This is a genomic window from Aquabacterium sp. J223 (genome assembly GCF_024666615.1).
Taxonomy (GTDB): domain Bacteria; phylum Pseudomonadota; class Gammaproteobacteria; order Burkholderiales; family Burkholderiaceae_C; genus J223.
Genome location: NZ_CP088297.1, coordinates 2578126 through 2597707 on the forward strand (window position 1 = coordinate 2578126; position 19582 = coordinate 2597707).

The window sequence follows — 19582 nt, forward strand, 5'->3', positions numbered from 1 at the left end:
CGGGGTGGTGCTGGCCTTGGTGGCGGTGCTGCTGTCGGCGTGCGGTGGTGGCGGCGGCGAGGCGCCGTCGTCCCCGCCACCGGCCGTGGCACCCGGCACCTGGGTGGTCCTCGGCTCGTCGACGGCAGCGGGAGCCAATGCCACGGCGGGCAATGCCTGGGCGGCCCGGCTGGCCGCGGACATGGCGGCCCGCGGCGTGACGATGACCAACCTGGCCCGCGGCGGCATCACCACCTACCAGGCCTTGCCGGCGGCGGCTTCGCGGCCTGCGGGTCGTCCCGTCAGCGACGTGACGCTCAACGTGGAAGCCGCGCTGGCGCGGCAGCCCCGCCTGGTGCTGCTGTCCTTCCCCTCCAACGACACCGCGCTCGGTTATGCGGTGGAGGAGACGGTGGCCAACCTGCTGGCCATGCGCTCGGTGCTGATGGCCGGCGGCGCGTCGGTGATGGTGCTGTCCAGCCAGCCGCGCGACCTGGCGGACGGTCTGCGCGATCGGCTGCGCGAGGTCGACGACCGGCTGGCCGCGGCGGTCGGCGCCTGTTTCGTGGCGGTGCGGGCCGACCTGTCGGCGCCCGACGGCCGCATCGATGCCCGGTTCGACGCCGGCGACGGCGTGCACCTCAACGACGCCGGCCATGCGGTCGTGCTGTCGCGGGTGCAGGCGAGGCTGCAGTCCGGCGAATGCGTCCAGCGGCCGTGACGGCACCGCCCCGGCCCGCCGCCGACCCGGACCAGGACCACCGGCCGCGCCTGGCGCTGTTGTCCGGCGGGCTGCGGCGCATCGCCACGCTGCCCGGGTTGCTGGACGACTGGCGGCTGGTCCACGCGCTGGGCGGTCGCGACGGCGCGGCCGATGCGGTGCTGGCCTGGGGCTTGAAGCCCAGCGCCCGCCGCGCCGAGGCCGCCGCGGCCCGTGCCGGCCTGCCGCTGTGGCGTGCCGAGGACGGCTTCCTGCGCTCGGTGCACGGCGGCGACCGCGAGGCCCCGCTGTCCGTGGTGCTCGACGATGTCGGCATCTACTACGACGCCGACCGGCCGTCGCGCCTGGAGGCGCTGGCCCAGTCGCCATTGCCCGCCGCGTCGGCGCGGCGGGCCGACGACCTGCGGGCGGCCTGGCGGCAATCGCGGGCGTCCAAGTACAACCATGCCCGCGAGGGTCCGGCCGATGCGCTGCCGCAGGGCGCCGTGCTGGTGGTCGACCAGACGGCGGGCGACCTGTCCATCGTCCATGGGCGGGGGGGACGCCGCGGCCTTCCAGCGCATGCTCGAGGCGGCGCTGGACGAGCACCCCGGCGCGGCGGTGCTGGTCAAGACCCATCCCGACGTGGTGGCCGGTCGACGGCGCGGCCACTTCGAGCGCCTGGGCGCCGGCGCTGCGGCGCGGGTGCGGCTGATCGCGCAGGACCTGCACCTGCCGGCGCTGCTGGCGCGGGCGCGGGCGGTCTACTGCGTCACCTCGCAGGTGGGTTTCGAGGCGCTGCTGTGGGGGCTGCCGGTGCGCTGCTTCGGCATGCCGTTCTATGCCGGCTGGGGGGCTGACCGAGGACGAGCAGGCCGCGCCGCCGCGGCGGCGGCCGGTCGCCCTGCAGGCGCTCGTGCATGCGGCGCTGGTGGACTATCCCCGCTACCTCGATCCGGAGACGGGGCGCCGCTGCGCGCCGGAGCGGCTCGTCGAGTGGATGGCCCTGCAGCGCCGCATGCGCGAGCGCTTCCCCGCGGCGGTGCAGGCCATCGGCTTCTCGCGCTGGAAGAAGCCCATCGTGCGCGCCTTCCTGGCCGGCAGCGAGGTGACCTTCCAGCGCCGGGCCGCAGCGGCCGCCGCGCTGCCCGGCGGTTGTGTCGCGGTGTGGGGCGGGCGCCGCGTCGCCGGCCAGGCGGGCGACGGCGCTGCGTGGCTGCGGCTGGAGGACGGCTTCCTGCGCTCGGTGGGGCTGGGCGCGGACCTGGTGCGCCCGCTGTCGTGGGTGGTCGACGGCGAGGGCCTGTACTACGACGCCACGCGACCGTCGGCGCTGGAGCGGCTGCTGCAGCACCAGTCCTTCGACGCCGCGCTGTGCCGGCGCGCGGCGGCGCTGCGCGAACGGCTGGTCCAGGCGGGGCTGAGCAAGTACAACGTGGGCCATGGCCGCTGGCGTCGGCCGGCCGGCGCGACGGTGGTGCTGGTGGCCGGGCAGGTGGAGGCCGATGCGTCGATCGCCCTCGGCGCCGGTGCCGTGCGCACGAACCTGGCGCTGCTGCAGGAGGCGCGCCGGGCGCACCCGGCGGCCCACCTCGTCTACAAGCCGCACCCCGACGTGGTGGCCGGGCTGCGCGCGGGCGGCGCCTCCGAGCGCGAACTGCTGCGCTGCTGCGACGAGGTCGTGCGCGACGTGCCGATCGTGCAGCTGCTGGACCAAGTGGACGAGGTGCACGTCATCACCTCGCTGGCCGGCTTCGAGGCGCTGCTGAGGCAGCGGCGCGTGGTGGTGCACGGCCTGCCGTTCTATGCCGGCTGGGGCCTGACCGAGGACCGCATGACGACGCCGCGCCGCAGCCGACGGCTCGGCCTCGACGAACTGGTCGCCGGCACGCTGCTGCTGTACCCGACCTACGTCAGCCGGCGCACCGGCCACTTCACCACCGCCGAGCGGGCGCTGGACGAACTGCTGCAGTGGCGGGCCGAAGGCGCGGGCCGCGCGCCCTGGCGCACCCGCCTGCTGCGCCCGCTGCTGCGACGGCTGACCGCCTGACGGTCGGGCCCGCCGGCGATGCTCAGTTGGCGATCTGGACCGTGCGCTGGCGCACGGCGGCATTGCCCCGATGGTCGGTCACCTTGACCTGCAGCACGTGCGCGCCGTTGGGCCAGCTCCGGCTGTCGAAGTTGAAGCCGAAACCGGCATCGCCCGGGGCACCGGGCACCGCGGCCTGCACGTCGGGCCGGGCGATGCCCAGCGCGGCGTCGCCCAGGCGCTGGCCGTCCAGGCGCACCTCCACGCTGGCGACGGCGCGGTCGTCCACCGACCAGCCGCTGACGTGGGCCATGCCGCTCACCGTGGCCGTCGCCGCCGGCGTGTCGACCACCGAGACCGGCGCGGTCAGGTCGAGGGTCTGGTTCTCCTGCTGGGCGCGCAGGCGGTAGACGGTGTCGCGGGCGGCGCGGTGGTCGCCGACGATGAGGAAGTAGTGACCGCTCAGCACCTGGCCGGCGACCAGCGACAGCGGCTGGTCCAGCCGCGCGAAGGCGGTGTCGGCGGTGGCGAAGCCGCGCACCGTGGCGTCGGCACCCGGTGCGTAGAGGGTCAGGCCGTGGCCGGTGCCGTCCACGAGCGAGAACCAGCGCTCCGGCGCCGCCATCGAGAAGCTGCTGGCGGCCGCCATCGGGGGCAGGGCGCCGGTGCTCAACGCACCGGAGGTCCAGGGGGCGCTGCCGCTGTAGCCGATCAGCGTGCGGTAGGCGCTGCCGGCATACGCGGCGGGCAGCTCCTGCATGGCGATGACGCGGTCCTGGGTGCCCGAATAGGCGATGCGGAAGGCGACGCGGAAGGCGAAGGGCTCGTTGTCCACCGCGGTCACCGCCTGCTCGATGGTGATCTGGTCGTCGTCGGTGCCGCTCCACTGGCGGCCCTTGGTGGTGATGGTCAGCGTGCGGTTCTGCACCGACCAGCTGGTGACCGGGCTGCCGACGTTGGCCCGGTTGCCGCCCTGCACCGGGTTCCAGCCCCACTGGCCGGAACAGCCGGCGCAGTTGTCGTAGGGCCCGGCGCCGTCGTACAGCGCGAACTGCACGCCGCGTCCGGTGTCGTCGGCGTTGACCACGTTGCGGCCGGCCACGCCGGCCTCGACGATCATGCCGCCGCGTGTCAGGTCGACGGCCACCCGGGCCAGGCCGGCGTCGGTGTTGCGTTCCAGCACCAGCAGGTCGCCGGCGCGGTAGCTGTTCGGGTCCGGGCTGCCGGAGAGCGGGGCCGCGCGTCCGCTCTGGTCAGCGGCGTCGCCGCCGCCGCCCCCTCCGCCGCAGGCGACGAGCCACAAGGCGATGACAACGGTGAACGCCGGGCGCAGGAATGGGGGGGTCATCGGGTCGCTCCAACAAGGGCCTCGGCCGTACGGCACCGCGACCCGTATGTCGGCTGCGAACCGGGTGAACTTGAACGCTGGAGGACAGATGGCGGGTGATGACCCCGCTCGTCGTTGGATAGGCGTCCGCGCCCGGGGGTTGGCCCGCGTCAGGGCCGCGGCGGACCGCGGGCGACCGCGCGCTTGCAGGGACTGCCATGGCATGCGCCTTCGAGCCGACCCCCCGCCGCGGCGGACATCACCGAGGTGCAGGAAGCGGCCGGCAACATTTGGCAATGCACATGCCGGCCGGCACGCGGCGCGGACGACGGCAGCGCGCCGTGGCCGGGTGCCCAGGAGGATCCGCTGCGAGGGCGCAGCGGATCGCGCCGGTCAGCCGCGGATGCGGCGCACCAGCGACGTGGTGGAGTAACCGTCCATGAACGGGATCGCCAGCGAGCGGCCACCCCACGACCGGACCAGGGCCGTCTCGCGCAGCGTTTCCATGTCGTAGTCGCCGCCCTTGACGTAGACGTCGGGCCTGACGCGCTCGATCAGCTCGCATGGCGTGGGCTGGTCGAACAGCACCACCCAGCGCACGCTGGCCAGGCCGGCGATGACCAGGGCCCGGTCGAGTTCGCGGTTCAGCGGCCGGTCGGGTCCCTTGCCCAGGCCGCGCGCCGAGGCGTCGCTGTTGAGGCCGACCATCAGCGCAGTGCCCAGTTCGGCCGCCTTCTCCAGGTAGGCCACGTGGCCGCGGTGCAGGAGGTCGAAGACGCCGTTGGTGAAGACCAGCGGGCGCTGGTCCGGCGGCAGGGCCGCGGCCTCGTCCCAGCCGACGATCTTGTCGATCAGCGGCATCACACGTGCGGCTGGGCGGCCAGCCACTGCACGTACTTCGCCACGCCGGTGGCCACGTCCGCGAAGGCATGGCCGCAGCCGGTGGCGCGCAGGTGGGTCAGGTCCGCCTGGGTGTGGCACTGGTACTTGCCGCGCAGCGCGTCGGGGAAGGGCACGTACTCGATCAGGCCCTGGTCGACCTGCTGGGCCAGCGTCAGCGGCGCCTCGCCCTGCAGCGCGCGGCAGGCGTTGACCGTGGCATGGGCCAGGTCGTTGAACGGCTGCGCGCGGCCGGTGCCGAGGTTGAAGATGCCGCTTCGGTCCGGGTGGTCGAGGAACCAGAGGTTGACCGCCACCACGTCGTCGACGAAGACGAAGTCGCGCCGCTGCTGGCCGGGGCCGTAGCCGCCGTACTCGCCGAACAGCTTGACGGTGCCGGTGTCGCGGAACTGGCGGAAGTGGTGGAAGGCCACCGAGGCCATGCGGCCCTTGTGCTGCTCGCGCGGGCCGTAGACATTGAAGTAGCGGAAGCCCGCCACCTGCACCGGCAGCGGACGGCGCTGCACGTACTGGCGCAGCACCTGGTCGAACAGCAGCTTCGAGTAGCCGTAGACGTTGAGCGGCCGCTCGAACGCCGGCTCCTCGCGGAAGGTCTCGCTGGCGCCGTAGGTCGCCGCGGAGGAGGCGTAGAGCAGCCGCGTGCCCTGGGCGATGCAGGCGTCCAGCAGGTCCTTGCTGCAGCGGTAGTTGGTCTGCAGCATGTAGCGGCCGTCGTGCTCCATGGTGTCGGAGCAGGCGCCCTGGTGCAGCACCGCGTCCACCCGGCCGAACTCGCCGCGGGCGAAGCGGGCGTAGAACTCGTCCTTGTCCAGGTAGTCGCTGATCCGAAGGTCGGCCAGGTTGTGGAATTTCGCCCCGTCGCGCAGGTCGTCGACCGCGATCACGTCGCTGACGCCGCGGTCGTTGAGCCCCTTGACCAGGTTGGCGCCGATGAAGCCGGCCGCCCCGGTGACCACCGTGCGGGTCATGAGAACAGTTCCTCGTAGGTGACGTGTGCCGTGCCGAACTTGCCCACGACGATGCCGCCGGCGCGGTTGGCCACCGGCACCGCCTCGCGCAGCGACAAACCCGCCGCCTGCGCCACCGCCAGCGTGGCGATCACGGTGTCGCCGGCGCCGGTGACGTCGAACACCTGCCGCGCTTCGGCCGGCACGGTGGTGTCGCCCTCGGCGTCGAACAGCGTCATGCCGTCCTCCGACCGGGTCAGCAGCAGGGCGTCCAGGCCCAGCTCGCGGCGCAGCGCCTCCGCCTTGCGGCGCAGCGTGTCCTCGTCGGACCAGGCGCCGATCACCTGCGCCAGCTCGGCGCGGTTGGGCGTGATGACGGTCGCCCCGGCGTAGCGCTGGTAGTTCGATCCCTTGGGGTCGACCAGCACCGGCTTGCCCGCGGCCCGGGCGCGCTCGATCATGGTCGGGATGTGGGTCAGGCCGCCCTTGCCGTAGTCGGAGAACAGCACCACGTCGTGCGCCGCCAGCGCTTCTTGGTAGCGGTCGAGCATGCGGCCCAGGACCTCGTGGTCGGGCTCGCTCTCGAAGTCGGCGCGCAGCAGCTGCTGGGCGCGGCCGATGAGGCGCAGCTTGACGATGGTCTGCAGCGCCGGATCGGTGGAGAGGATGGTGGCGACGCCCTCGCGCGCCAGCAGCGCCTGCAGCTGCCGGCCGGGCTCGTCCTCGCCGACCACCGTCAGCAGCGTGGTGCGGGCGCCCAGCGCCTTGGCGTTCAGCGCCACGTTGCCGGCGCCGCCCAGGCGTTCTTCCTGCCGCCGCACCCGCACCACCGGCACCGGCGCCTCGGGCGAGATGCGCTCGACGTCGCCGAACCAGTAGCGGTCGAGCATGGCGTCGCCCACCACCAGCACCCGGGCGGCCGCCACGGCCTGCCGGTGAAGGCGCGGCAACGGCGTCGTCACTGCTGCGCCCCGCCCGCCAGCCCCAGTTGCGCCTCGATCAGCCCGCACAGCGTGTGGCCGATGAGGATGTGCGCCTCCTGGATGCGCGCGGTGGTGCGGCTGGGCACGACGATGCACTGGTCGCACAGGGCGGCCAGCTGGCCGCCGTCGCGGCCGAGCAGGCCGACGGTGAGGATGCCGAGCGACTTCGCCGCCGCCACCGCCGCGATGACGTTGCCCGAGTTGCCCGAGGTCGAGATGCCGATCAGCACGTCGCCGGCGCGGCCCAGCCCGAGCACCTGGCGCGAGAAGACCTGGTCGAAGGTGTAGTCGTTGGCGATGCAGGTCAGCGCCGAGCTGTCGGTGGACAGGGCCAGCGCGGCCAGCGGGCGCCGGTCGTCGATGAAGCGGCCGGTCAGCTCGGCGGCGATGTGCTGGCTGTCGGCGGCCGACCCGCCGTTGCCGCAGAGCATCAGCTTGCCGCCGGCGGCAAGCGCCTCGGCGATGCGTCGCCCGGCCGCTTCCACCGCTGGTTCCAGGGCGTCGAGCGCGGCGAAGAGCGCGCGGTGTTCGTTGAGGTTGGATCGGTAAAGGGACAAGGCGTCAGGCTCCGGAGAGATCCGCCATTGTGCCCGGCGCTTCTGCTGTCCCAGGACGGCCGGACCTGCCGGTCTGCCGAGGAGCCGGGTCGTCACCAGGCTGTTCGACAGAACGCGTCTGGCCCGCGAGTTGCATCGTCTTCGGTGCCGCGTCAAGAAAGTTTGACCGGTAGAACAGGCTTGCCGAGCAACGCCCATGCCCAACCGGCTATGCTGGCAGCCGTCCGCCCGTCCCCGTCTCCGCAGTACCCGACGATGGAAACCTCCCGGCGCCTCCTCCTGCTTCCACGTTCCCTGGCATGGCTGGGCACCGGCGTCGCCGTCCTGCTGGCGGGCTGCGCGTCGCTGCCGCCTGTGCTGACGGGCCGCGGCGCCGCGGCGCCGGCGCCGGCGCACCTCGGCGGGGCCGCCGCGCCCGCCGCGGCCCCCGCCGCCACCGCGCCGTCGCCGTCGTCGCTGCCGGCCTTCGCGTCGGTGGTGCGCGACGCCAAGCGCCTGCCCGGCCTGCTGACGCTGTGGCAGCGCGACGACAAGGTGTGGATCGAACTGGCGCCGGAGGACTTCGGCCGGCCGTTCTTCCTCAGCCCGAAGATCGCCAGCGGCATCGGCGAGGCCGGGCTCTTCGGCGGCATGATGGCCCGCGCCGGCGGCGAGCCGCTGGGCCGGCCGCAGCTGGTCGAGTTCCGCCGCATCCACCACCAGGTGCAGCTGGTGGCGCGCAACACCGCCTTCGCCGCGCCCGCCGGTTCGGCCGAGGCGCTGGCGGTGCAGGCCGCCTTCTCGCCGAGCCTGCTGGGCAGCTCGCCGGTCCTGAGCCAGCCCCACCCCGAGCGCAAGACGGTGCTGATCGACGCCAACGGGCTGTTCGTCAGCGACCTGCTCGGCCTCGGCCTGCAGCTGCAGCGGCGCTACCGCCAGGCCTACGCCTTCGACGCGCGGCATTCGGCCTTCGTCGACGTGCGGGTCAAGCCCGACGAGGTGGTGCTCAAGGTGCAGAACCACTACGCCACCGCGTCGCTGGCGGCGTCGCAGGCCGGCGGGCCGTCGGTGCCCGGCACGCTGCCCGACGCGCGCAGCCTGTTCGTGCAGCTGCACTACGCGCTGGCCCGGCTGCCCGAGCAGCCGATGGCCCCGCGCCGCGCCGACCCGCGGCTGGGGCACTTCACCACCAACTGGAGCGACTTCGGCAACGAGACCGCGCGCAACCCGCGGGTGCGCTGGGTCAACCGCTGGCGCCTGGAGAAGCAGGACCCGACGGCCGCGCTGTCGCCGCCGGTCAAGCCCATCGTCTTCTGGCTCGACCGCACCATCCCCACCGCGTACCGGGAGGCCATCGCCGCCGGCGTGCTGGAGTGGAACAAGGCCTTCGAGCGCATCGGCTTCAAGGACGCGCTGGTGGTCAAGGTGCAGCCGGCCGACGCCGACTTCGACACGCTGGACTTCGGCGCGGCGTCCATCCGCTGGATGACCAACGCGCAGCCGCAGTTCGGCGCCATCGGCCCCAGCCACGTCGACCCGCGCTCGGGCGAGATCCTCGACGCCGACATCGCCTTCGAGAGCCTGTCCTCGCGTGCGGTGCGCTCGCTGCGCTCGCAGGTCATCGCGCACCCGGGGGCGGCCGCGCACGCCCACCACGACCATGCCGCCCCGGCCGGTGCCCGGCTGGCCGACCTGGCCCAGCGCTGCGACTTCGCCGACCAGGCGGCCGACCAGCTGGGCTACGCGCTGGACGTGCTGGCCGCCCGCGGCGAACTGGCGCCGGACGGCCCCGAGGCGCAGCGCTTCGTGCTCGACTACCTGAAGGACACGTCGATGCACGAGGTCGGCCATGCGCTGGGCCTGCGCCACAACTTCCGCGCGTCGACCGCCTACGGCGAGCAGCAGCTCAACGACCCGGTGTTCACCCGCGAGAACGGCATCGCCGGCTCGGTGATGGAGTACTCGCCGATCAACCTGCCGCGGCCGGGCGAGAAGGGCGGCACCCCGTTCCAGACCACGCTCGGCCCCTACGACCACTGGGCCATCGAGTACGCCTACAAGCCGCTGTCGCCCGAGCAGGAAGCCGCCGAGCTGGCGCGCATCGCCGGCCGCAACACCGAGCCGGCGCTGGCCTTCGCCACCGACGAGGACCACTTCCTCGGCCTCGACCCCGACGCGCTGCAGTTCGACCTCGGCCGCGACCCGGTGGCCTTCGCGCGCAAGCGCATCGAGATCGCCCGCGACCTGCTCAAGCGCCAGGAGTCGCGCAGCCTCAAGGCCAGCGAGGACTACTCGGTGCTGCGCCGCTCGGTCAGCTTCGCGCTGCGCGACGTCGGCCGCGCCGCCAACGTGCTCACGCGGCAGATCGGCGGCGTGCGCACGCTGCGCGATTTCCCCGGCTCCGGCCGCGACCCGCTGGTGCCGGTGCCCGCCGGCCAGCAACGCGAGGCGCTGGACCTGCTCGCCCGCGCGGTGCTGGCCCCCGACGGCCTGCGCATCTCGCCGGCGCTGGCGCGCCGGCTGGCGCCCGACTTCCAAGAGCGCACCGACGCCGTCTTCGACGGCGCCGACAGCGTGCAGACCGACTTCTCGCTCAACACCAGCGTCGCCGACCTGCAGCGCAACGTGCTCGGCCAGTTGATGAGCGACGCGGTGCTGTCCCGCCTGGTCGACAGCGAGGCCAAGAGCCGCCCCGGCGAGGCCTTCAGCGTGGGAGAGCTCTACCAGCGCCTGGGCCGCGAGGTGTGGAGCGAACTCGTCGCGCCCAAGCTGGCCGACATCGCCCCGGTGCGCCGCGAACTGCAGCGCGAGCACGTCACCCGGCTGGCCGCGCTGCTGCTGCGGCCGTCCAGCCTGAGCCGCAGCGACGCGCGCAGCCTGCTGCGCCTGGATGCGCAGGGTCTGGTGCAGCGGCTGCAGGTGGCCCAGGCGCAGCCCGGCCTGCCCCTGGCCACGCAGGCGCACCTGGCCGACAGCATGGAGACGCTGCAGCAGGCGCTGGCCGCGCGCCTGCAGCGCGCCGGGCTCTAGGTCGGCCGCAGCGCGCGGCCCAGCCAGGCCGCGCCGCGCACGCCGCTGGCGTCGCCGTGCAGCGCCGGTGCGAGCCGGGTGCGCACCGCGTCCTGCAGGCCGCCGCTGAAGACATGCGCCGTCCAGCGCTGCGGCACCTGCTCGTACAGGTGCGCCATGCGCGAGACGCCGCCGCCGAGCACGATCACGTCAGGGTCGAGCAGGTCGATGACCATCGCCAGGCCGCGCGCCAGCCGCTCGGCGTGGCGGTCCAGCGTGGCGCGGGCGGTGGCGTCGCCGGCCAGGGCCGCGGCAGCCAGTTCGATCGCCGAGCGTCGCTGCCCCGTCGCCGCCTCGTGGTCGCGGGCGATCGCGGGGCCGCTGAGCAGCGTCTCGACGCAGCCGCGCCGACCGCAGTAGCAGGGCCAGCGGAGTTCGTCGGCCGTGGCCCAGGGCAGCGGCACATGCCCCCATTCGCCGGCCAGCCCGTTCGGCCCCTGCAGCACGCGGCCGTGCACCACGATGCCCGCCCCCACGCCGGTGCCGAGGATGGCGGCGAACACCACGTCCGCGCCCGCGCCGGCCCCGTCGGCGGCCTCCGAGGCCGCCAGGCAGTTGGCGTCGTTGGCGACGGCCACCGGCTGGCCCAGGCGCGCCTGCAGGTCGGCCTGCAGCGGCCGGCCGTTGAGGCAGGTGGAGTTGGCGTTCTTGATGAGCCCGGCGGCCGTCGCGCTGCCCGGGGTGCCGATGCCGAGGGTGGGCCGGGCCGGGGCGCTGTGGTCGCGCGCCTCGTCGACCAGGGCGACGATCGCGGCGAGCGTGGCGTCGTAGTCGCCGGCCGGCGTCGGCCGCCGCCGGCGCCAGGTCTCGCGGCCGTCGGCGTCGATCAGCACGGCCTCGACCTTGGTGCCGCCGAGGTCGACGCCCAGGGCGGGCACGGCGGCGGGCTGGTCCCGGGCCGCCGGATGGGTGTCGCTGTTCACGCCCGAAGGCTAGCAGCCGGCGGCACCGCTTCAGTGCGCTCGCCGACCGCCGATAGCCGTTCGACGGCGGGCGCATGGCCCCGCGACCCCTGATGTGGACGTTCTCGATGCCGAAGTTGACCCTCTACCGCCTGTTGTGGCTGCCCGCGCTGACCATGGCGCTGATCATCCTGGCCCTGTCGCTCTTCACCTGGCACGGCACCCTCGGCTCGGTGCAGCAGGCCGCCGTCGACCAGGAAGCCCAGATGGCCAAGCTGCCGCTGGTGATGCGCTGGGCCGGGCTGACCGAGGCCAATGCGGCGCGCACCGTGGCGGCCTTGCAGACCAGCGACGCTGCGCTGGCCGAGTCGTTGGCGGCCGAGATCAAGGCCACCTCGGGCCGCATCTCCGAGCTGCAGAAGGCGGTCGAAGCCGCCTGCACCGCCGACGACGAGAAGGCGGGCATCGCCCGGGTCGCCGCCGAGCGCACGCGCTACCTGGAAACGCGCACGGCCGCCGCCAAACTGAAGGCCGACGGCCAGACCCAGGCCGCGCTCGACACGCTGAAGGATCGGGTGCGGCCGGCGCTGGCCGACTACCTCGCCGCCCAGCAGGCTTTCGTCGAACTGCAGATCGCGAGGACCAAGGCGCTGGGCGACGGTGTCGGCCGGGCGCGCACGCGCAACGTCGTCGTCAGCACCGGCCTGAGCGCCGGCCTGGTGCTGGTGCTGGTCGGCATCACGCTGGTCCTCACGCGGCGCATCTGTCCGCCGCTGCGGGCGGTGGCGGAGCGTGCGCGCCGCATCGGCGCCGGCGACCTGAGCGATGCCGCCGGGCGCGACCGCGACGACGAGATCGGGGACGTGCAGCAGGCGCTGCAGGAGATGGCGCTGGCGCTGCGCGGCACGCTGGCCAAGGTGCGTGAGGCGGCCGACAGCGTGTCGGTGGCGGCCAGCGAGATCGCCGGCGGCAACGCCGACCTCAGCCAGCGCACCGAGCACACCGCGGCCAACCTGCAGCATGCGGCCTCGGCGGTGGAGCAGCTGACCAGCACCGCCGCACGTGCCAGCGAATCGGCGCAGACGGTGGACCAGCTCGCCGGCTCGGCCGCCGACGTCGCGACCCGGGGCGGCGAGGTGGTGTCCCGGGTGGTGGCCACCATGGACCAGATCCACGGCAGCTCGAAGAAGATCGCCGAGATCATCGGCGTCATCGACGGCATCGCCTTCCAGACCAACATCCTGGCCTTGAACGCCGCGGTGGAAGCGGCGCGGGCCGGCGAGCAGGGCCGCGGCTTCGCGGTGGTCGCCGGCGAGGTCCGCAGCCTGGCCCAGCGCTCGGCCGAAGCGGCCCGGGAGATCAAGGGCCTGATCGGCAGCAGCGTCGAGCGCGTGGAGGCGGGCAGCCGGCTGGTCGGCGACGCGGGCGGCACCATGGGCGAGATCGTGGCCAGCGTGCGCCGGGTGACCGACATGGTCGGTGAGATCCGCGCCGCGGCGCACGAGCAGCGCCAGGGCCTCGACCACGTCAACGGCTCGGTGGTGGAGCTCGACCGGATGACGCAGCAGAACGCCGCGCTGGTCGAGCAGTCGGCCGCCGCGGCGCAGAGCCTGAAGGACCAGGCGGCACGGCTGGCCGGCCTGGTGGCCTCCTTCAAGCTCGGCGCCGCCTGAGGGCTGCGTCGATGGCGGCCCTAACGCGGCGCGGTGCGGGCCTGCAGCCAGGCCAGCGACTCGCCCTGCAGGCGGGGCGCCAGGCGCTCGCGCACCACCGCGTGGTAGGCGTTGAGCCAGTCCAGTTCGTCCGGCCGCAGCAACCCGGGCTCCAGGCAACGGGTGTCGATGGGGCACAGCGTCAGCGTCTCGAACGCCAGCATCTCGCCGAAGGCACCGTGCTCGGGCGTGTCCACCGGCACGTTGAGCACCAGGTTCTCGATGCGCACGCCCCAGCGGCCGGGCCGGTACAGGCCGGGCTCGTTGCTGGTGATCATGCCGGGCTCCATCGCCATCGTCGCCTCGGGCACCGCCTTGGAGATCGATTGCGGGCCCTCGTGCACGTTGAGGAAGTAGCCCACGCCGTGGCCGGTGCCGTGGCCGTAGTCCAGCCCGTGTTCCCACAGCGGTGCGCGAGCGATGGCGTCCAGCATCGGCGACAGCGTGCCGCGCGGGAAGCGGGTGCGTGACAGCGCCACCATGCCCTTGAGCACCAGGGTGTAGTCGCGCCGCTGGGCATCGGTCGGCGTGCCGATCGGCCAGACGCGGGTGATGTCGGTGGTGCCGCCGAGGTACTGGCCGCCGGAGTCGATCAGCAGCAGGCCCTGGCCCTCGATGGCGGCATGCGAGTCGGCGGTGGCCCGGTAGTGCGGCATCGCGCCGTTGGCGTTGAAGCCGGCGATCGTCGGGAAGGACAGGCCCATGAAGCCCGGCTGCTGCGCGCGCTCGGCGGTCAGCCATTCGTCCACCGTCAGCTCGGTCAGCCGCTCACCGCGGGCCAGCGCGGCCTCGAAGCGGGCGTAGAAGCGGCACATCGCCACCCCGTCCTCGACCATGGCCTGGCGCACGAAGGCGGCTTCCTCCGCCGTCTTGCGGCTCTTGGCCAGCGTGCTCGGGTTGATCGCCTCGACCACCCGAGCGCCGTCGGCCACCGACTGGCGCAGGCCGTGGGTGATGCGCTTCGGGTCGACCAGCAGCACCGCGCCGGACGGCAGCGACGCCAGCGCCCGCGGCGCCTCGGCGTAGTCGCTCACGGTGACGCCGTCGGCCGCCAGGTCGGCCTGCAGGTCGGCGGGCACCTTGGCCGGCGAGGTGAACAGCACGGCGTTGTCCAACCCGACGAGCAGGTGGGCCAGGAACACCGGGTTGTGGTCGACGTCGGCGCCGCGCAGGTTGGTGATCCAGGCGATGTCGTCGACGGTGGAGACGAAGTGGTGGCTGGCGCCGTGGCGGGCCATCGCCTCGCGCAGTTGGGCCAGCTTCGCGGCGCGCGTCACCGCCGCCTGCGGCGGCCGGTGGGCGTAGACCGGTTCGGTGGGCAGGGTGGGACGGTCGGGCCACACCGCGGTCAGCAGGTCGAGGTCGGTGCGCAGGCCGACACCGGCGGCGGCCAGCGTGGCGGCCAGCTGCTGCGCGGTGGCCAGGCCCAGCACTTGGCCGTCCACCGCCAGCGTGTCGCCCGCCTTCAGCCGCGCGGTGACCCAGTCGGTGAGGTGGACCAGCGCGCCGTTCGGCACCTTCACCAGGTCGATGCCCGAGCCGGCCAGTTGCAGGTCGGCCTGGGACCAGTAGCGGCTGTCGGCGAAGAGCGCGGCCTGTTCGTGCGTGACCACCAGCGTGCCCATCGAGCCGGTGAAGCCCGAGAGCCACTCGCGGCCCTGCCAGCGGCCGGGCAGGTACTCAGACAGGTGCGGATCGGACGAGGGCACGAGCAGCGCCTGCAGCCCTTCCCGCGACAGCGCGTCGCGAACGGCCTGCAGGCGCAGGCGGGCCGGGGAGGTGGCGGTGTCCATCGCCGAATTCTAGGCAGCGGGCTTCGTGTCGGGCGGCGGCGGCGCAGCGGCGTCGAGCGGCGTGGCGGGCTCGGCGATGACGCGGGCGTGGCGGTCGAACGTCCAGTAGGCCCAGGCCCAGTGGAACAGCACGATCACCCGGCTGCGGAAGTCGATCAGGAAGAAGACGTGGGCGAAGAGCCAGAACAGCCAGGCGGCGAAGCCCGACCACTTGAGGTGGCCGAACACCGGCGCTTCGAGCTGCACCACGGCGGCCTTGCGGCCGATGGTGGCCAGCGAGCCGTAGTCGCGGTAGCGGAAGGCGCGCGTGGGCGCCTTGCGCAGGCGCGCCAGCAGGTTGTCGGCGGCGGTGCGGCCCATCTGCTTGGCCGCCGGGCTGACGCCGGGCACGGGGCGCGGGTCGTGCGGATTCGGCGCGGCGTCCTGGCCGGCCCCCGGCGCCGCGGCCGCGGGCCGCTCCCGCGTGGCCGGGTCGCGGAAGCTGTACGCATTGGCCAGGTCGCCGATGACGCTGATCTCCGGGTGGCCGGGCAGGCTGAGGTCGGGCAGCACCTCGAGCCGGCCGGCGCGGTCGACCGTCGCCCCGGTGGTGGCGGCCAGCCGGCGGCCCAGCGGCGAGGCCGCCACCCCGGCGGCCCACAGCACGGTGTGCGCCGGCAAATGCTCGGACGCCTCACCGTCCTGGTAACTCACCCCGTCGGCGTCGATGGCGGTGACGCGGCAGCCGGTGCGCACTTCCACGCCCAGCCGTTCCAGCTGCCGGCGTGCGCTGTCCGACAGCGCCTCGTCGAAGGCGCCGAGCACCCGCGGGGAGCCCTCGATGAGCACCACGCGGGCCTGCCGGCTGTCGATGCGGCGGAACTCGTCGGCCAGCGTGTGGCGCGCGATCTCCACCACCGCGCCGGCCAGCTCGACGCCGGTGGGTCCGGCGCCGACGATGACGAAGTTCAGCCAGGCCTGCCGGGCGGCGGGGTCCTCGCAGCGCTCGGCCCGTTCGAAGGCGCCGATGACGCGGGCGCGGATGTCGAACGCATCGGCCAGCGTCTTCAGGCCGGGCGCCACGGCGGCCCAGTCGTCATGGCCGAAATAGCTGTGCGTGGCGCCGGCGGCGACGATCAGGTGGTCGTAGTCGAGCCGGCCGCCGTCGGCCAGCCGCACGCAGCGTGACGCCGCATCGACGTCGGCCACCTCGCCCTGCAGCACCGTCAGGTTGCCGCGGCGGATCTGCCGGCGCAGCACATGGCGGATCGGCGCCGACACCGCCGGCGCGCTGAGCGTGGCGGTGGCCACCTGGTAGAGCAGCGGCTGGAACAGGTGGTGGTTGGTGCGGTCGACCAGCGTCACGTCCACGTCGGCCCGCGACAGCCGCTGCACCGCGGCCAGGCCGCCGAAGCCGCAACCGACGATGAGGACCCGGGGCCGGGACGTGGGAGCGGGGAGGGACGCGGTCATGGCAGGGCGAGTTTGCCAATGCCGTGCCCGGCGCACCCGGGCAGGGCATGGACTTCACCCGCCGCTCGACGCTGGTGCGAAAAAAACCCCCTGCCGCAGGCAGGAGGGTTGGACGAAAGGGCCGCGGCCCTGCTGAGGAGATAGACAGACACTGAACCAGTGCCGCGCCATCTTTCGCAAGGTCCATGCCACGTCGGCCGGTGACCGGTCAGGCCGCCACCTTCTCCACATGCCCGTGCCGGGTGTAGAGGAAGTCCAGCACTTCCTTGCGGTAGTGCACGTAGTCGTGGTCCTCGGCCAGTTCCACCCGGTCGCGCGGGCGCGCCAGCTTGACCTCGAGGATCTCGCCGATGGTGGCGGCCGGGCCGTTGGTCATCATGACGATGCGGTCGGACAGCAGCACCGCCTCGTCGACGTCATGGGTCACCATGACCACGGTGCTGTGGGTGCGGCCGACGATCTTCAGCAGTTCGTCCTGCAGGTGGGCGCGGGTCAGCGCGTCGAGTGCGCCGAAGGGCTCGTCCATCAGCAGCACCTTGGGCTCCATCGCCAGGGCCCGGGCGATGCCCACCCGCTGCTTCATGCCGCCGGAGATCTCGTGCGGCCGCTTGTGCGTCGCGTGCGCCATGCCGACCAGGTCCAGCGCGGCCAGCGTGCGGGCCTTGAGCTGGGCCTTGGTCTCGGTCGCGCCGAAGACGCGTTCCACCGCCAGGTGCACGTTCTCGAAGCAGGTCAGCCACGGCAGCAGCGAGTGGTTCTGGAACACCACGCCGCGCTCGGGGCCCGGGGCGGCGATCTCGCGGTTGTCGCACAGCAGCACGCCGCTGCTCGGCAGCAGCAGACCGGCGATCAGGTTGAGCAGGGTGCTCTTGCCGCAGCCCGAATGGCCGATCAGGGTGACGAACTCGCCCTTGGCGACGTTGAGGTTGATCTCGCGCAGGGCGTGGAAGCGACCCTTGCGGGTGTCGAACACCATCTCGGCGTTCTGCACTTGGATGAAGTGGTTCATGGGGTGCGCCCGCTCAGTTGTCGAAGGAGAAGCGCTTGGCCACCAGCATCAGGAACTGCTCGAGCAGCAGGCCGACGATGCCGATGACGAAGATGGCGATCAGGATGTGCTGGACGTTGAGGTTGTTCCACTCGTCCCACACCCAGAAGCCGATGCCGACGCCGCCGGTCAGCATCTCGGCGGCCACGATCACCAGCCAGGCGGTGCCCACCGACAGCCGCACGCCGGTGAGCATGTAGGGCAGCACGGCGGGCAGGAGGATGCGGGTCATCACCTTCCACTCCGACAGGTTCAGCACCCGGGCGACGTTCAGGTAGTCCTGCGGCACCCGCTGCACGCCCACCGCGGTGTTGATCACCATCGGCCAGATGCTGCAGATGAAGATGGTCCAGATGGCCGCCGGGTTGGCGGCCTTGAAGACCAGCAGGCCGATCGGCAGCCAGGCCAGCGGCGACACCGGCCGCAGCAGGCTGATCAGCGGCGAGAACATGCGGTTGAGGAAGGCAAAGCGGCCGATGGCGAAACCAGCGGGGATGCCCACCGCCGCCGCCAGGCCGAAGCCCAGCGCCACCCGCTGCAGCGAGAACAGGATGTTCCAGCCGATGCCCTGGTCGTTGGGGCCGTTGCGGTAGAACGGGTCGGCGAACAGCTTGTAGGCGGCGTCCCAGGTCGCCTTCGGCGTCGGGAAGGTGGTGCTGTTCATCGTGAGCAGCGCCCAGATGCCGACCAGCAGGCCGATGCCGGCCACCGGCGGCAGCACCGTCAGCCAGACGGCGCGCCAGTCGATCGGCGTGCGCGGCGGCCGGGCCGGGGCGGCGCTGCGCGCCGCCGGCGCTGCCGGCACGGACTTGGCGGGCGCGGGCTTCGCGCCCACGCCATCCTCAGCGGGCTCGGCGGCGCCGAGGGGTGAGTGGAAGACGGCACTGACCATCGTGGAACTCCTTGGTGGGACTGCGCGGCCGTCAGGCCTTGATCTTGAAGCCGTCGGCGTACTTCGCCGGGTCCTTGCCGTCCCAGACCGTGCCGTCGACCAGCTTGCTGGAGCGCGTCGGTGCCGGGATGCTGACCTTCATCGCCGAGGCGGCCTGCTTGTACAGGTCGACCTGGTTGACCTGCTGCGCGACGGCCAGGTAGTCCGGGTGGTCCTTGAGCAGGCCCCAGCGCTTGTGCTGGGTGAGGAACCACATGCCGTCCGACAGGTAGGGGAAGTTCACCAGCCCGTCGTTGAAGAACTTCATGTGGTTGGGGTCGTCCCAGGTCTTGCCCAGGCCGTTCTGGTAGCGGCCCAGGATGCGCTGGTTGATCGCGTCGACGCCGGTGTTGACGTAGGCCTTGTCGGCCACCGTCTCGGCCATCTTCAGCTTGTTCTGCAGGCCGGCGTCGATCCACTTGCTGGCCTCCAGGATGGCCATCATCACCGCGCGGCAGGTGTTGGGGTGCTTCTTGACGAAGTCGCCGGTGGTGCCCAGCGCTTTCTCCGGGTGGTCCTTCCAGATGTCCTGGGTGGTGACCCCGGTGACGCCGATGCCGTCCATGATGGCGCGGTGGCCCCAGGGCTCGCCCACGCAGTAGCCGTCCATGTTGCCGACGCGCATGTTGGCCACCATCTGCGGCGGCGGCACGGTGATGACCTTGGCTTCCTTCATCGGGTTCACGCCGTAGGTCGCCAGCCAGTAGTACAGCCACATCGCGTGGGTGCCGGTGGGAAAAGTCTGCGCGAAGGTGTAGTCGCGCTTGTCGGTGGCCATCAGCTTGGCCAGCGAGGGCCCGTCCACCGCGCCCTTCTCGGCCAGCTTCTTCGACAGCGTGATGGCCTGGCCGTTGTGGTTCAGGTTCATCAGGATGGCCATGTCCTTCTTCGGACCGCCCACCCCCAGGTGCACGCCGTAGACCAGGCCCCACAGCACGTGCGCCATGTCGAGCTCGCCGTTGACCAGCTTGTCCCGCACGCCGGCCCACGAGGCTTCCTTGGTCGGCACGATCTTGACGCCGTACTTCTTGTCGAAGCCCAGCACCGACGCCATCACCACCGAGGCGCAGTCGGTGAGGGGGATGAAGCCGATCCTGACCTCTTCCTTCTCCGGCTTGTCGGAGCCCTGCGCGTAGACCGCGCTCTGCAGCCCCGGCACCATGCCGGCCGCCCCGGTGGCGGCGGCGGCCTTGATCAGAGTGCGGCGTCCCATGCTGATCGTTCCCTTGTGCTGATCCATTGCTCGATGGTCCTGTGGTGGTGTGCGCGGCGTC

15 protein-coding genes and 2 pseudogenes are annotated in these 19582 nt (G+C 72.9%); 6 read left to right on the top strand and 11 right to left on the bottom strand.

All coding sequences use genetic code 11. The features are described 5' to 3' along the window. The first annotated feature begins 7 nt into the window (after positions 1-7). The 4 genes and pseudogenes from LRS07_RS12365 (at position 8) to LRS07_RS12380 (ending at position 2729) form a co-directional block, all read left to right on the top strand. Positions 8-700, top strand: a complete 693-nt coding sequence (locus tag LRS07_RS12365) for an SGNH/GDSL hydrolase family protein (RefSeq protein ID WP_260498338.1) — start codon at positions 8-10, stop codon at positions 698-700. Next, positions 682-1032 (top strand): annotated as a pseudogene (locus LRS07_RS12370) (capsular polysaccharide export protein, LipB/KpsS family); the annotation flags it as partial. The gene LRS07_RS12365 and the pseudogene LRS07_RS12370, both read left to right, overlap by 19 nt. 229 nt (positions 1033-1261) lie before the next feature. Further along, positions 1262-1489 (top strand): annotated as a pseudogene (locus LRS07_RS12375) (capsular polysaccharide export protein, LipB/KpsS family); the annotation flags it as partial. A gap of 31 nt (positions 1490-1520) precedes the next feature. Next, the gene (locus LRS07_RS12380; protein ID WP_260498339.1) at positions 1521-2729 is read left to right on the top strand and encodes a capsular polysaccharide export protein, LipB/KpsS family; all 1209 of its coding nucleotides are present in this window, start codon (positions 1521-1523) and stop codon (positions 2727-2729) included. Between the two features lie 22 nt (positions 2730-2751). Here the strand turns inward: LRS07_RS12380 and LRS07_RS12385 are convergent, their stop codons facing one another. The 5 genes from LRS07_RS12385 to LRS07_RS12405 all read right to left on the bottom strand — a co-directional run bounded on the left by LRS07_RS12385 (position 2752) and on the right by LRS07_RS12405 (position 7422). After that, entirely contained in the window at positions 2752-4056 is a 1305-nt protein-coding gene (locus LRS07_RS12385; RefSeq protein ID WP_260498340.1) for an Ig-like domain-containing protein, read from the bottom strand. A gap of 372 nt (positions 4057-4428) precedes the next feature. Further along, positions 4429-4896 (bottom strand): adenylyltransferase/cytidyltransferase family protein, encoded by a 468-nt coding sequence (locus LRS07_RS12390; protein ID WP_260498341.1) that lies wholly within the window; start codon positions 4894-4896, stop codon positions 4429-4431. Then, the gene (gene rfaD, locus LRS07_RS12395) at positions 4896-5903 is read right to left on the bottom strand and encodes an ADP-glyceromanno-heptose 6-epimerase (protein ID WP_260498342.1); all 1008 of its coding nucleotides are present in this window, start codon (positions 5901-5903) and stop codon (positions 4896-4898) included. Before rfaD ends, LRS07_RS12390 begins: the two co-directional genes overlap by 1 nt. Next, on the bottom strand, positions 5900-6832 hold the full coding sequence (gene rfaE1 / locus LRS07_RS12400; protein ID WP_260498343.1) for a D-glycero-beta-D-manno-heptose-7-phosphate kinase: 933 nt from the start codon (positions 6830-6832) through the stop codon (positions 5900-5902). The genes rfaD and rfaE1 overlap by 4 nt, the downstream gene beginning before the upstream one ends. A gap of 8 nt (positions 6833-6840) precedes the next feature. Continuing rightward, a complete protein-coding gene (locus tag LRS07_RS12405; protein WP_260498344.1) occupies positions 6841-7422 on the bottom strand; it encodes a D-sedoheptulose-7-phosphate isomerase in 582 nt (193 codons plus the stop codon). A 255-nt stretch (positions 7423-7677) separates the two neighbouring features. On the opposite strand from LRS07_RS12405, the gene LRS07_RS12410 reads away from it, so the two are divergent. Further along, positions 7678-10431: a zinc-dependent metalloprotease gene (locus LRS07_RS12410; RefSeq protein ID WP_260498345.1), complete on the top strand. Its 2754-nt coding sequence runs from the start codon at positions 7678-7680 to the stop codon at positions 10429-10431. On the opposite strand, the gene LRS07_RS12415 is transcribed toward LRS07_RS12410, so the two are convergent. Continuing rightward, positions 10428-11393, bottom strand: a complete 966-nt coding sequence (locus LRS07_RS12415; protein WP_260498346.1) for an ROK family protein — start codon at positions 11391-11393, stop codon at positions 10428-10430. The genes LRS07_RS12410 and LRS07_RS12415 overlap by 4 nt on opposite strands. Positions 11394-11500: 107 nt before the next feature. Between LRS07_RS12415 and LRS07_RS22025 the strand changes: the two genes are divergently transcribed. Then, positions 11501-13045: a methyl-accepting chemotaxis protein gene (locus LRS07_RS22025; RefSeq protein ID WP_312028296.1), complete on the top strand. Its 1545-nt coding sequence runs from the start codon at positions 11501-11503 to the stop codon at positions 13043-13045. A gap of 20 nt (positions 13046-13065) precedes the next feature. Here the strand turns inward: LRS07_RS22025 and LRS07_RS12430 are convergent, their stop codons facing one another. The 5 genes from LRS07_RS12430 to LRS07_RS12450 all read right to left on the bottom strand — a co-directional run bounded on the left by LRS07_RS12430 (position 13066) and on the right by LRS07_RS12450 (position 19521). Beyond that, positions 13066-14877, bottom strand: a complete 1812-nt coding sequence (locus tag LRS07_RS12430) for an aminopeptidase P family protein (protein ID WP_260498347.1) — start codon at positions 14875-14877, stop codon at positions 13066-13068. Positions 14878-14886: 9 nt separating this feature from the next. Further along, positions 14887-16329: an NAD(P)/FAD-dependent oxidoreductase gene (locus LRS07_RS12435; RefSeq protein WP_260498348.1), complete on the bottom strand. Its 1443-nt coding sequence runs from the start codon at positions 16327-16329 to the stop codon at positions 14887-14889. 208 nt (positions 16330-16537) lie between these two features. Continuing rightward, positions 16538-17338: an ABC transporter ATP-binding protein gene (locus tag LRS07_RS12440; RefSeq protein ID WP_260498349.1), complete on the bottom strand. Its 801-nt coding sequence runs from the start codon at positions 17336-17338 to the stop codon at positions 16538-16540. A gap of 13 nt (positions 17339-17351) precedes the next feature. After that, positions 17352-18269, bottom strand: coding sequence for a nitrate ABC transporter permease (gene ntrB / locus LRS07_RS12445; RefSeq protein ID WP_260498350.1), 918 nt, complete (start codon positions 18267-18269; stop codon positions 17352-17354). Between the two features lie 31 nt (positions 18270-18300). Further along, a complete protein-coding gene (locus tag LRS07_RS12450; protein WP_260498351.1) occupies positions 18301-19521 on the bottom strand; it encodes a CmpA/NrtA family ABC transporter substrate-binding protein in 1221 nt (406 codons plus the stop codon). Positions 19522-19582: the final 61 nt, after the last annotated feature.